10 protein-coding genes are annotated in these 13,553 nt (G+C 66.5%); 7 read left to right on the top strand and 3 right to left on the bottom strand.

The annotated features are described in order from the left end of the window. The first annotated feature begins 24 nt into the window (after positions 1–24). The 3 genes from RM96_RS09645 (at position 25) to tldD (ending at position 6,717) form a co-directional block, all read left to right on the top strand. Entirely contained in the window at positions 25–4,272 is a 4,248-nt protein-coding gene (locus tag RM96_RS09645; protein ID WP_082016497.1) for a YhdP family protein, read from the top strand. 64 nt (positions 4,273–4,336) lie between these two features. After that, the gene (locus RM96_RS09640) at positions 4,337–5,158 is read left to right on the top strand and encodes a carbon-nitrogen hydrolase family protein (RefSeq protein ID WP_039010141.1); all 822 of its coding nucleotides are present in this window, start codon (positions 4,337–4,339) and stop codon (positions 5,156–5,158) included. Between the two features lie 98 nt (positions 5,159–5,256). Beyond that, positions 5,257–6,717: a metalloprotease TldD gene (tldD, locus tag RM96_RS09635; RefSeq protein WP_039010139.1), complete on the top strand. Its 1,461-nt coding sequence runs from the start codon at positions 5,257–5,259 to the stop codon at positions 6,715–6,717. A 75-nt stretch (positions 6,718–6,792) separates the two neighbouring features. Here tldD and RM96_RS09630 read toward each other — a convergent pair whose 3' ends face one another. Further along, positions 6,793–7,848, bottom strand: coding sequence for a class I SAM-dependent methyltransferase (locus tag RM96_RS09630; protein ID WP_039010138.1), 1,056 nt, complete (start codon positions 7,846–7,848; stop codon positions 6,793–6,795). A 483-nt stretch (positions 7,849–8,331) separates the two neighbouring features. On the opposite strand from RM96_RS09630, the gene aroG reads away from it, so the two are divergent. Next, positions 8,332–9,411 (top strand): 3-deoxy-7-phosphoheptulonate synthase AroG, encoded by a 1,080-nt coding sequence (gene aroG / locus RM96_RS09625; RefSeq protein WP_039010136.1) that lies wholly within the window; start codon positions 8,332–8,334, stop codon positions 9,409–9,411. Positions 9,412–9,499: 88 nt separating this feature from the next. Here aroG and RM96_RS09620 read toward each other — a convergent pair whose 3' ends face one another. Then, positions 9,500–9,898, bottom strand: a complete 399-nt coding sequence (locus RM96_RS09620) for a c-type cytochrome (protein ID WP_039010134.1) — start codon at positions 9,896–9,898, stop codon at positions 9,500–9,502. Positions 9,899–9,911: 13 nt separating this feature from the next. Next, positions 9,912–10,259, bottom strand: a complete 348-nt coding sequence (locus RM96_RS09615) for a c-type cytochrome (RefSeq protein WP_039010132.1) — start codon at positions 10,257–10,259, stop codon at positions 9,912–9,914. A gap of 532 nt (positions 10,260–10,791) precedes the next feature. On the opposite strand from RM96_RS09615, the gene RM96_RS09610 reads away from it, so the two are divergent. The 3 genes from RM96_RS09610 to RM96_RS09600 are packed head-to-tail and all read left to right on the top strand — an operon-like array spanning position 10,792 to position 13,499. Beyond that, a complete protein-coding gene (locus tag RM96_RS09610; protein WP_039010131.1) occupies positions 10,792–11,682 on the top strand; it encodes an AAA family ATPase in 891 nt (296 codons plus the stop codon). 16 nt (positions 11,683–11,698) lie between these two features. Then, positions 11,699–12,295, top strand: coding sequence for a GNAT family N-acetyltransferase (locus tag RM96_RS09605; RefSeq protein WP_039010129.1), 597 nt, complete (start codon positions 11,699–11,701; stop codon positions 12,293–12,295). Positions 12,296–12,323: 28 nt separating this feature from the next. After that, positions 12,324–13,499, top strand: coding sequence for a vWA domain-containing protein (locus tag RM96_RS09600; RefSeq protein WP_039010127.1), 1,176 nt, complete (start codon positions 12,324–12,326; stop codon positions 13,497–13,499). The last annotated feature ends 54 nt before the right edge of the window (positions 13,500–13,553 follow it).

Genomic DNA, 13,553 nt, shown 5'->3' with positions numbered 1-13,553 from the left:
CTAGTATTGTCGGATAATCTGCGCATGTCCAGCCGCGCCCCCACCCCCGCTGACGGTTCTCCCCCCCATGGCGGCGCGGGTGGCCACGAAGCCGCCACCAGCCTCGCTTCCCCCACGCTCGAAGCGCCCGTCCTGTCGCCCGCCGCGCGCGCTGGCGCATGCGCGCGCGCGTGCATGCGCGCCGTGCGCGCGGGCTTGAGCCACCCGCTTTGGCCCGGGCTGGGCCGTGCCCTGCTGCGCCTGGCACTGGTGCTGGGCGCCGTGGCACTGGTGGCCGTGCTGATGATCCGCTTCGTGCTATGGCCACAGGCCTCGGCGGCTCGCCAGTGGCTCCAGGACCGGGGCTCGATCGCGGTGTCCTCGCACCTCACCATTGGCGCGCTCGATACCTACTGGGACGGCTGGCACCCCGCTTTCCGTGCGCGTGACATCAACGTGACGGACGACCAGCGGCGCGTGTTGTTCTCCGCCGGCTCGGTCGACGGCAAGCTGGCGTGGCGCTCGCTGTTCAGCATGGATCTCCAGTTCGTGAGCCTGGCCGTCGCACGCACCGACCTGCTGGTGCGCCGCACGCCCGAAGGCAAGCTGCTGGTGGCCGGCATGGTGGTCGATGCCGCCGGCGGCCAGACCGACGACGACCGCTTCCTTGCCTGGCTGATGGCCCAGGGCAACCTGGACCTGTCCGGCGGCAAGCTGCGCTGGCTCGACGAGAAAGCCCGCCTGCCCCAGCTCGACGTCGCCGAAATCCATTTCAGCGCCCGCCGCGACGGCTCGAAGCACGTCGCCAGGCTGGAGGCACAGGCCGGGGCGCTGGCCCCGCAGCCGCTGGTGCTGCAGGCCACGTTCCGCCATGACTACCTGCACAGCGCCGGCAACTGGCGCTACTGGACCGGGCAGGCCAGCTGGGATCTCGGACAATTGCAGCTGCCCGTCGTGCAGCGCTACCTCGCCATCTTCGACCGGGTCGAAAGCGGCACCTTCAGCACCGATGGCACCATCGAGTTCCGCACCGGTCACATCACGCGCAGCCAGAGCCGGCTGCGGGCAAGCCGGGTCGACCTCCAGCTCACCGGCGCGGCCGAGCCGCTGCGCCTGGCCAATGCGCAGGCCTTCCTCCTGCATCGCACCGACCGGGACGGCAGCAACCTGCTGACCATCGACACCCTGCTGTGGCAGCCCCAGCAGGCAGAAGGCCCGCCTGCTGCCTCCGACACCACTTGGCGCGAAGGCATGCGCAAGGTCACGATCGGCTGGGCGCTGGACAACAAGGACCAGCTTCGCAGGTTTTCGATCAAGGCCCCGACCTTCGACCTGAACACCGTACGCGCGCTGGCTACGTCGATGCCCGTGGATACGGCCATCCTGCGCCAGCTGCGCGCGCTGCAGCCGGCCGGCCATATCGACAACCTGAACGTCAACTGGAGCCGTGACCGCGTTGGCGTGCTGGATCGCCGCACCGGCAAGGCCCACTACACGGTGCAGGGCACTTTGCGCGAGGTTTCCGTCAACGGCCAGCCCGCGGTGCCCGCCGTCGGCCCGGAAGGCAAGGCGCGATTGGGCACCCCCGGTTTCTCCCGCCTGTCCGGCAGCTTCAGTTTCGATGACCAGCAAGGTACGGCGCGCTTTGACGGCCAGGGCTCGGCGCTAGTGCTGCCCGGCATGTTCGAGGAGCCCCGCCTGCCGTTCGACCAGATCGGCGGCGACGTGCGCTGGACGCACGAGAACGGCAGGCTGACAGTGAACCTGGACGGCATCCGCTTTGCGAATGCCGATACCGCGGGCACGATCAGTGGCACCTGGCACGCCGGCGGCGACAGCAGCGCCGGCATCGCCGACCTCACTGGCGAACTGAGCCGCGCCCAGGTCGCGCGCGTGCCGCGTTACCTGCCGCTGGGCCTGCCCGCCGGCACCCGGCATTACCTGGCCGGCGCGCTGACAGGCGGCGAGGCGGCTAACGTCAAGTTCCTGCTCAAGGGCGACCTGACGCATTTCCCGTTCCACGCGCCGCACGAGAAAGCCGGCGACTTCCGTGTTGAAGTGCCGATCCAGCGCGTCAGCTACCAGATCGCCCCGCATGAAGCGGCACCCGGCGGCGGCAGCCTCTGGCCCGACTTCACCGACATTGCAGGCCAGGTGCTGTTCGAGCGCGGCGGCATGTCGTTCCTGGCCCGCCACGCCACGGTGCAGGGCATTGCCGGCGTCACGCTGCAGGAGGTCAGTGGCCGCATCGACGACCTGAGCGACCACGGCCACCTGCTGATCGATGGCGGCGCTAGCGGTTCGGTGCAGGGCTTCCTGCGCTACATCGCCGCCTCGCCGGTGCGCGAATGGACCGGCCGCATCACCGAAACTTCGCGCGCGCAGGGCAATGGCAATCTCAGGCTGAAGCTTGACCTGCCCCTGACGAACGCCAGCGCGGCCAAGGTCGACGGGCAATTCCACTTCCCCGGCAACGACGTCGTGCTGACCCCGCAACTGCCGACGCTGGGCGGCGCCAGCGGCGTAGTGGCCTTCAATGAACATGGCTTCCAGCTCGACAATGTGCGGGCCCGCTTCCTCGGCGGCGAGGTGCGGATCGGCGGCGGCAGCCAGGCCGACGGCACGGTGCGCGTAACGGCCGGCGGCAATGCCTCGGCCGCCGGCATCCGCGACGCGCTCGCCGGTTCGTCCATGGCGCCGCTGGCCGGGCGGCTGGAAGGCAGCACCGGTTACAGCGCGGTGATCGGCTCGCACGACCGCCTGCTCCAGGTACAGATCAGTTCCGACCTCAACGGCATGGCGCTCGGGCTGCCCGCGCCACTGGCCAAGCCGGCGGCGCAAGACCTGCCGCTGCGCTTCGAACTGCGGCCGGCCAGCGGCCCGGGCCGCGCCGGCACCGAGGAAATGCTGCTGCAGCTTGGCAACGTGCTGAACGCGCGCTATCTGCTGCGCCCCGACCGCAACGGCGGCAGCGCCGAGGTTGTGGCCGGCGGCATCGGCATACAGCAGGCGGCCGCGCCGCTGCCCTCCAGCGGCGTCAGCGCCGCAGTCACGCTCGATCACTTCGATTTCGATGCCTGGCATACCGCCCTGGGAGACCTCGGCGCGTCGGCCGGCGGCGAACGCACGCCGGCGTCGCCCTTCGTGCCCGACCGCATCACCGCCCGCACGCGCACGCTGCACGCGATGGGCCGCCAGCTTGACGACGTCGCCCTCGACGCTTCTCGCGAAGCCGGCGGCTGGAACGTCAGCCTCGAATCGCGCCAGGTCGCCGGCACCACGCAGTGGCGCAATGACGGCAGCTCGCCGTCCGGCTCGCTGCGCCTGCGCCTGAGCCGCCTGAACGTGCCCGACAGCACCGAAGAACACAACGTCGTCGACGCCCTCGCCAGCAGCATCGACGAGCTGCCTTCGATCGACCTGGTTGCCGACCAGTTCATGCTGCGCGGCCATGACTTCGGCAAGCTCGAGGTCAAGGCCCACACCAGCCGCAGCGGCAACGAACCGGTCTGGACCCTCGACCGGCTGTCGATCGAGCAACCCGGCGCCACGCTGACCGGCAACGGCAGCTGGCGCGTGCCGCGCCGCCTGCGGGACAGCGCGAACGCCGAGCGCCGCACGCTGCTGAGCTTTGCCATCGATATCCGCGACGCCGGCGAAACGCTGGACCGCCTGGGCCTGCCGCATACGCTGCGCGACGGCAAGGGCAAGCTGGAAGGCCGGGTGGCATGGCGCGGTTCGCCGCTGTCGATCGACTACCCCACGCTGTCCGGCCGCCTCTCGCTGGATCTGGAAAACGGCCAGATCCTGAGCGTCGATCCGGGCGCGGCGCGGCTGCTGGGCGTGCTCAGCCTGCAGGGGCTGCTGCGCTTTGCCACGCTCGACTTCCGCAGCCTGTCTGGCCGCGGGCTGCTGTTCGACCGCGTGTCGGGATCGGGCACCATCGAAAACGGCGTCGGCACGATCCAGGATTTCGAGCTGAAGAGCCCGCAGATCATCGCCAGCATGACCGGCTCCGCCAACCTGCTGCGCGAGACGCAGGACATGGAAGTGCAGGTGGTGCCGCGCATCAACGCCACCTCCACCTCGGTCGCGGCTGCCTTCATCAATCCGGTGCTCGGCATTGGCACGCTGGCTGCACAGCTGCTGTTTGCCGACGAGTTCTCCAAGGTGTTCACGCAGCACTACCGCATCAGCGGCAGCTGGGCGAATCCGCAAATCAGCAAAGTGGAGGACAATAAGACGCAACGCCAGCCGGTGCGGGACCGCTCCGAGCCCGCCTTCCTGCGCTGAGGCCACCGCGACCGCCCGGACTGCCTGGACCGCCATTTCGCGCGACAAGAGAGGATCCGATCCCATGACAGCCCCTGCCCCGTTCCGCGTTGCCGCCGTACAGACCGTGACCGGCACGTCACTTGATGCCAACCTGGCGCGCGCCGACGTGCTGATCGCCGAAGCTGCCCGCGGCGGCGCCGAGCTGGTGCTGCTGCCGGAGTACTTCTGCATGATGGGCAACAGCGAAGCCGACAAGGTCGCCGTGCGCGAGCGCGACGGCGATGGCCCGGTGCAGCAGTTCCTGGCCGACGCGGCGCGCCGCCACGGCATCTGGCTGGTCGGCGGCACACTGCCGATGTGGTGCGACGATCCGGCGCGCGTCTACAACACCTCGCTCGCCTTCGATCCGCGCGGCGAACGCGTCGCGCGCTACGACAAGATCCACCTGTTCGGCTTCACGCGCGGCACCGAGAGCTACAACGAATCCCGCACTATCGTGGCCGGCCGTACGCCGGTGAGTTTTGAAGCACCGTGCGGCCGCGTGGCGATGTCGGTGTGCTACGACCTGCGCTTCCCGGAGCTGTATCGCGGACTGGCAGGCGATGACGGCGCGAGCTTGATTCTGATGCCGGCCGCCTTCACCTACACCACAGGCCAGGCGCACTGGGAAATCCTGCTGCGCGCCCGCGCCATCGAGAACCAGTGCTATGTGCTGGCCGCGGCACAGGGGGGCAAGCACGAGAACGGCCGCCGCACCTGGGGCCATTCGATGCTGGTCGACCCCTGGGGCGAAGTGCTCGCCATGCTGCCTGAAGGCGAAGGCGTGGTCAGCGGTGTCATCGACCCGGCGCGGCTGGCCGAAGTCCGGCAAAACCTGCCGGCACTGCGGCACAGGGTGCTGTAGCATGTACGGCAACTGAGGGCGTCGCGCACGACGCTCGTCGAACCGAATTTTCCGCGCCGGCTGCGAGCCGGCACGGGCCAAAGAAGAAAGGACATTTCATGAACGTCGGCGATCTCGGAATCCGCAACCTGGCCACCGCGCAGCAACTGCTGCTGGCGCCGTATGGCCTTGACGAAGTCAAGCTGCAGCGCGTGCTGGCCGACATCTTCACGCACAAGGTCGACTACGCGGACCTGTATTTCCAGTACACCCGCAACGAGGCCTGGAGCCTGGAAGAAGGCATCGTCAAGTCGGGCAGCTTCAGCATCGACCAGGGCGTAGGTGTGCGCGCGGTGTCGGGCGACAAGACTGCATTCGCCTACTCGGACGACATCAGCCTGGCGGCGCTGTCGCAGGCCGCCGCGGCCACGCGCACGATCGGGCGCGCCGGCAACGGCCGCATCAAGGTAGCCGGCGAACTGGCCTCGCAGACCGGACGCAATCTCTACACGCCGAACGATCCGCTCGACTCGATGGACGCGGCCGACAAGGTTGCCCTGCTCGAGCGCATCGAGCGCATGGCCCGCGCCAAGGACCCGCGCGTGGTCCAGGTGATGGCAGGCCTGGCCGGCGAATACGACGTGGTGCTGGTGGCGCGCAGCGACGGCGTGATCGCCGCCGACGTGCGTCCGCTGGTGCGCGTGTCGGTCACGGTGATTGCCGAGCAGGGCGGACGCCGCGAGATCGGTTCGTCAGGTGGCGGCGGCCGCTATGCCTACGGCTATTTCACCGACGAACTGCTGCAGAAGTACGTGGACGAGGCGGTCTCGTCGGCACTGGTCAACCTCGATGCCCGCCCCGCTCCGGCCGGCGCCATGACCGTGGTGCTCGGCCCGGGCTGGCCCGGCGTGCTGCTGCACGAAGCCGTCGGCCACGGCCTGGAGGGCGACTTCAACCGCAAGGGCTCGTCGGCCTTCGCCGGCCGCATGGGCGAGCGCGTGGCCGCCAGGGGCGTGACCGTGGTGGACGACGGCACGTTGGCCAACCGCCGCGGCTCGCTCAACCTGGATGACGAAGGCAACCCGACCCAGTGCACCACGCTGATCGAGGACGGCATCCTGCGCGGCTACATGCAGGACACGCTCAACGCGCGCCTGATGAAGCTGCCGGTCACCGGCAACGCGCGCCGCGAAAGCTACGCCGCCCTGCCGATGCCGCGCATGACCAACACCTACATGCTCAATGGCGACCGCGATCCGCAGGAGATCATCGCCAGCGTCAAGCGCGGCCTGTATGCGGTCAACTTCGGCGGCGGCCAGGTCGACATCACCAACGGCAAGTTCGTGTTCTCCGCGAGCGAGGCGTACATGATCGAGGACGGCAAGATCACCTACCCGGTCAAGGGCGCCACGCTGGTCGGCAACGGCCCGGAATCGCTCAAGGACGTCACCATGATCGGCAACGACATGCGCCTGGATTCGGGGGTGGGCGTATGCGGCAAGGAAGGCCAGAGCGTGCCGGTGGGCGTGGGCCAGCCGACGCTGCGCATCGAGAACATGACGGTGGGCGGCACGGCTTGACCGCACTGCACGCGGCAACGGAACGGGACCCTCGGCGGGTCCCGTTTTCGTTTGCGCCACCGCCCTTGCGGGGCATTACGGCCTGGCTTCGTAGATCAGGTTGAACGGTGTCTGCGCCACGCGCCGGAACTGCGAAAAGCCGCCCCGCTCCACCACTGCGCGCATGCGCGTTTCCCCGGCCTGCGCCCCCAGGCAAAGCCCGACTTCCTGCGAGCGCGAGGCCGGCGTGCAGATAAAGGTCGAGGCCGAATAGAACACCCTTCCCACCGGATTGAGGTTGTCTTCCAGCTTGTCGTTGGCGAACGGCTCGACAATCATCCACGCACCATCGGCACGCAGCGTCTCTCGCACATGCGCCGCGGCACCGGCGGGATCGCCCATGTCATGCAGGCAATCGAAGACCGCCACCAGGTCGTAGTCCTTGCCGCCGAAATCCTTGGCGGCCGCCACTTCGAAGCGCACGTGGCCCGACACGCCGGCACGCCGGGCTGCCTCGGTCGCATAGCGGATCGACGGCTCGTGGTAGTCAAAGCCGGTAAAGCGCGAAGCCGGATACGCCTGCGCCATGATGATGGTCGACGCGCCATGGCCGCAGCCCACGTCCGCCACGCTGGCGCCGGCTCTCAGTCGCGCCTCCATGCCGTCGAGCGCCGGAATCCACTCCGTCACCAGATGCGCGGCGTAAGCTGGCCTGAAGAACCGCTCGGTGCCGTGGAATAATGCAGGATCGTGTTCATGCCAGCCGAGTCCGCGGCCATTGCGGAAGATGTCGATCATCTTCGGAATCGCCCTGAACTGCGCCACGGCGATCTGGAACGCGCCCGGAATAAAGGCGGGGCTGCCCTCCTGCGCCAGCGCGAAAGCCTGCTCCTCGTTGAGGCTGAACCGTTCGCTGGCGGCGTCATAGTCCACGTAACCGCTGGCCGCCTGGGCCGACAGCCATTCGCGCAGGTAGCGCACGTCGGTGTGCGTCTTCTGGGCCAGCACCTCGGCTGTCATCGGCTTCTCGGCCAGTGCCTTGTACAGGCCGAGCTCATCGCCCACGACCACGGTGGCAGCGTGCATCACAGCGCCGATATCGTGGACGAACTTCTCCACGAAGGCGTTCAGCCTCCCTTCGTCGACTGCCATGATTCCACCTCCGTGGCGCTCCCCGCCAATTCCAATATAGGCGGCGCGAACTGCCCCGGGCGCAATAAAACTGCGTACACGCACACCGGGACGGCGAGGCGCCAGCTCCCTCGCGGCACTTGCCAACGCCCACGAAAGGCGCTATAAAGATGCTTCGCCGTGCGGCCAGCAATGGACACACCCCGAATTTTTTGCAATGGGCGCGCAATTTTCTGCCTTTATGTCAAGCAGCGCAGCATAAATCCCGCGCCTCGAAACGAAATCGATCAAAGCTGACCTCAGCCAACGCCTTTCTCCGCCATGTCCGCTAAGTTTTACTTTTACTTTTTTAGCGATCTCACACCGCTGGCGGATAGAGAGGGACGGCTGTAAGCGCCCCGAATACAAAAAAAACCGCCAGCAAGCCTGGCGGTTTTTTTATATCCGATTGTTTCCGTACCCGATCCCCGACTCTCACGACCTCACAAAAGACCCGGAGCCATCATGCTGAAGAACACCGACGACCTGCGCATTCGCGAACTCAAGGAACTGCTGCCGCCGGCGCACCTGATCCGCGAATTCGCCTGCTCCGAAAAGGCTTCGGACGTGATCTACGGCGCGCGCCAGGCCATGCACCGCATCCTGCACGGCATGGATGACCGCCTGATCGTCATCATCGGACCGTGCTCGATCCACGACACCCGCGCCGCCCTCGAATACGCCAAGCTGCTCAAGGTCCAGCGCGACCGCTTTGCCAACGAGCTGGAAGTCGTCATGCGCGTCTACTTCGAGAAGCCGCGCACCACGGTGGGCTGGAAGGGCCTGATCAACGACCCGTACATGGATGGCAGCTTCAAGATCAACGATGGCCTGCGCACCGCGCGCGAGCTGCTGCTGAACATCAGCGAAATGGGCGTGCCCACCGGCACCGAGTACCTCGACATGATCAGCCCGCAGTACATCGCCGACCTGGTGAGCTGGGGCGCGATCGGCGCGCGCACGACCGAGTCGCAGGTGCACCGCGAGCTGGCGTCGGGACTGTCGTGCCCGGTCGGCTTCAAGAACGGCACCGACGGCAACGTGAAGATCGCCGTCGATGCGATCAAGGCAGCGTCGCAGCCCCACCATTTCCTGTCGGTCACCAAGGGCGGCCATTCCGCCATCGTGTCCACCTCCGGCAACGAGGACTGCCACATCATCCTGCGCGGCGGCAAGGCGCCGAACTATGACGCCGCCAGCGTGCAGGAAGCCTGCGAGGCCATCGCGAAATCCGGCCTGGCGGCACGGCTGATGATCGATGCCTCGCACGCCAACAGCAGCAAGAAGCACGAGAACCAGATCCCCGTGTGCGAAGACATCGGCCGCCAGATGGCCGCCGGCGACGAGCGCATCGTGGGCGTGATGGTGGAATCGCACCTCATTGCCGGCCGCCAGGACCACGTCCAGGGCACGCCGGTGGAGAACCTGACCTACGGCCAGTCCGTCACCGATGCGTGCATCGGCTGGGAAGATTCGGTGAAGGTGCTTGAAACGCTGGCCGAGGCCGTCAAGGCCCGCCGGCTGGTGAGCGGCAGCGGCAACTGAGCGCCGCGTGCGGGGGCATCCCCGCATCGAGCCCAAAGAAAAAGCCGGCCACTTGGCCGGCTTTTTTCCTGCCCGAAACGGGGGTGCCTTACTTCTTGAGCACCAGGTCGCCCGGCAGCGATTCGATATAGGCGGCGATGTCCTTCAGCTCCTTGCGGGTGAAGGGACGCGGCTTGCCGTCCTTACCGGTCACGGCCGGATTGGAATTGACCTGCCCTGCCATGATGGCGTTGGAGCGGCCCACCAGCGTGTTGCCCGACGTCTGGTACGAGGCCAGCGCGTGGTACAGGTAGTCAGCGTGCTGGCCTGCCAGCTTCGGGTAGTCCGGCGAAATCGGTGCGTTCAGGCCGGCGCCGTGGCAGGCCACGCAGTTGCCCTTCTCGACCAGCGCCTTGCCGGCAGCGAGATCCGCGGCCGAGGCCGACATGGCGGAGGCACCCAGCACGAGTGCGCCGATCGCGAACGAAAGCGTCTTAAGCGTCTTCATGATATGGAGCCTCTTACTTCAGGGAATTGGTTGCCGAGCCGGCCTTCTGCTGCGAGTAGTACGCAGCCACGTCGGCGATGTCCTGGTCGGTCAGGGTGGCGGCAATGCCACGCATGGTCGGGTGCTTGCGCTCGCCCTTCTGATAACTCTTCAGCGCGTTCTCAATGTACTTGGCGCTCTGGCCGCCCAGCATCGGAACTTCATAGATTTCCGGGAACGATGCACGGTAGCCGGGAATGCCATGGCAGCCGATGCACATTGCGACCTTGTCCTTGGCGGCGTCTCCATTGCCCTTTACTTCCTGGGCCTGCGCTGCCGTTGCGGCCGCGCCCAGCACCACCATCGTGAGGAGCTTTTTCATTGTCTTAGCTGATTGGAAGTTAAACCGTGCGTGACCTGCCCTGTCGGGCGGAGACGGTTTCAGAATGCCTCTGCGCAAGCCCTGGCATTCCCGCGGGGATCGCCGAGGCGCAGCCGGCCAGACATGTCGCACCCGGTCTGCATGCCGGGCTGTGGAACACCATTCTGGAACCATCTCTCGCAATCGCCGCGACCCGGAAGGGCCGCAGAGAGACAGAACGCGGACTGCCGGATACTGGGGAACTGGACGTGGGGGCGCGTCAAACCGCCGCATTGTACCGCAGGCTTCACCCGGCAGTCCAGCAGCGCGCCCGGGGCATACGCGAACGCCAAAGCTCTTTTATACTGGCCCATTCCGACCGGCTTTCGCCGGTCCCGGATGGCATTTGCCAGGCGGCTCTGGAGACCCGCGGCGATGCCTCTTCCGGCGCTCTTTCCCTGTTTTCCGCCGCGTTCTACAGCCGTGACCTTCATGGCATAAAAACCACACCGAACATCAAACCGGCCCACCGCCCGCCACCTCAGGTTGTCTCATGACCAACACCGCTAACGCTTCGCCCATCGCGTCCACCGCCCAGCAGGCCCGCTTCGAGGGCAGTGATCAATATGTCGCCACCGACGACCTGAAGCTGGCCGTCAATGCCGCCCGCACGCTGCAGCGTCCGCTGCTGATCAAGGGCGAGCCCGGCACCGGCAAGACCATGCTGGCCGAGGAAGTGGCCGCCGCGCTGGGCATGCCGCTGCTGCAATGGCATATCAAGTCGACCACCAAGGCGCAGCAGGGCCTGTACGAATACGATGCCGTGTCGCGCCTGCGCGACTCGCAGCTGGGCGACGACCGCGTCCACGACATCCGCAACTACATCGTCAAGGGCGTACTGTGGCAGGCCTTCGAAGCGGACGAACAGGTCGTGCTGCTGATCGACGAGATCGACAAGGCCGACATCGAATTCCCCAACGACCTGCTGCGCGAACTCGACCGCATGGAGTTCTACGTCTACGAGACGCGCGAACTGGTCAAGGCGAAGCACCGCCCGCTGGTGATCATCACCTCGAACAACGAGAAGGAGCTGCCCGACGCCTTCCTGCGCCGCTGCTTCTTCCACTACATCAAGTTCCCCGATGCCGAGACGATGCAGCAGATCGTCGACGTCCACTACCCTGGCATCAAGCGCGAACTGGTGGCGGCCGCGCTCGAATCGTTCTACGAGATGCGCAACCTGCCGGGCCTGAAGAAGAAGCCGTCGACGTCGGAGCTGATCGACTGGCTCAAGCTGCTGATGGCCGAGGACATGCCGCCCGAGGCGCTGAAGAGCCCGGACAAGAAGGCCGCGATTCCGCCGCTGCATGGCGCGCTGCTGAAGAACGAGCAGGACGTGCACCTGTTCGAGCGCCTGGTGTTCATGAACCGCGCCAACCGCTGACGGCAGGCAGTCGTTCATGACATCGTTCGTCCGGCCGGTCACGCTGACCGGCAAGCACGCCACGCTCGAGCCGCTGTCCGCCGCGCACGCCCCCGGCCTGCGCGAGGCCGTGGCCGACGGCGAGCTGTGGAAGCTCTGGTACACCAGCGTGCCCGCACCCGAGGCCATCGAGGCCGAGATCGAGCACCGGCTGGCATGGCAGGAGCAGGACATGTGGCAGCCATTCGCCGTGCGCGACAACGCGAGCGGCAAGCTGGCCGGCATGACCAACTTCATGCACATCGACGCCGCCAACCGCCGGCTCGAGATCGGCGCGACGTGGTACGCACGCAGTGCGCACCGCACCCCGATCAACACCGAGTGCAAGCTGATGCTGCTGCGCCACGCGTTCGAAGCCCTGCAATGCATCGCCGTGGAATTCCGCACGCACTGGATGAACCAGCAGAGCCGCGCCGCCATTGCCCGGCTCGGGGCAAAGCAGGACGGCGTGCTGCGCAACCACCAGCGCCTGCCGGACGGCTCCTTGCGCGACACCGTGGTGTTTTCGATCATCGCCAGCGAATGGCCGGCGGTGCGCCAACACCTGCAATTCCAGCTCGACCGTCCGCGCTGAAGCGGCCGCCGACTGAAAGCGAGGCATCATGCTGATCGATTTCTTCTTCTCGCTGCGCCACGCCAAGCTGCCGGTCTCGGTCAAGGAATACCTGACCATGCTGGAAGCGCTCAAGGCGCAGGTCATCTCCCCGTCCATCGACGAGTTCTACTACCTGTCGCGGATGACGCTGGTCAAGGACGAGAAGCACTTCGACAAGTTCGACCAGACCTTCGCCGCCTACTTCAAGGGCGTGGAAAGCCTGGTCGACTGGAAGTCCGACATTCCGCTCGACTGGCTGCAGAAAACCCTCGAACGCGAGCTGTCTCCCGAGGAGAAAGCCAAGATCGAGGCCATGGGTGGCCTGGACAAACTGATGGAACGCCTGAAGCAACTCCTGGAGGAACAGAAGGAGAAGCACGAAGGTGGCAACAAGTGGATCGGCACGGGCGGCACCTCGCCGTTCGGCCACGGCGGCTACAACCCCGAGGGCATCCGCATCGGCGGGCCGTCCAAGGGCAACCGCACCGCCATCAAGGTGTGGGAGACGCGCGCCTACAAGGACTACGACGACCAGGTCGAACTCGGCACGCGCAACATCAAGGTCGCGCTGCGCCGCCTGCGCCGCTTCGCCCGCGAAGGCGCCGACACCGAACTGGACCTGGACGACACCATCCACTCCACCGCGGCCAACGCCGGCCTGCTCGACATCAAGCTGCGGCCCGAGCGCCACAATAAGGTCAAGGTGCTGATGCTGATGGACGTGGGCGGCTCGATGGACGACCACATCAAGCGCGTGGAAGAGCTGTTCTCGGCGACCAAGACCGAGTTCAAGCACCTGGAGTACTACTACTTCCACAACTGCCTGTACGACCATGTGTGGAAGAACAACCGCCGCCGCCACGCCGAGAAGCTGGCCACGTGGGACCTGCTGCACAAGTACACGCCGGACTACAAGATCATCTTTGTCGGCGACGCCACCATGAGCCCGTACGAGATCCTGCAGCCAGGCGGCTCGGTGGAGTACAACAACGCCGAAGCCGGCGCCGTGTGGCTGAACCGCATGACCGAGCAGTTCCCGCACTTCGTCTGGCTCAACCCGGAGCCCGAAGGCCTGTGGCAGTACCGGCAGTCGATCACCGTCATCAACCAGCTGATGAAGGGTCGGATGTACCCGGTGACGCTCGCCGGCCTGGAACAGGCGATGAAGGTGCTGTCGAAGTAAGCGCGCTATCTCTGTTCAGTTGCGGGGCACGCCTTGGAACCCGTTTCACAATGA

Origin of the sequence: Cupriavidus sp. IDO (assembly GCF_000812465.1) — a bacterium.
GTDB lineage: Bacteria > Pseudomonadota > Gammaproteobacteria > Burkholderiales > Burkholderiaceae > Cupriavidus.
This window is presented reverse-complemented; position numbering and strand designations above follow the sequence as displayed.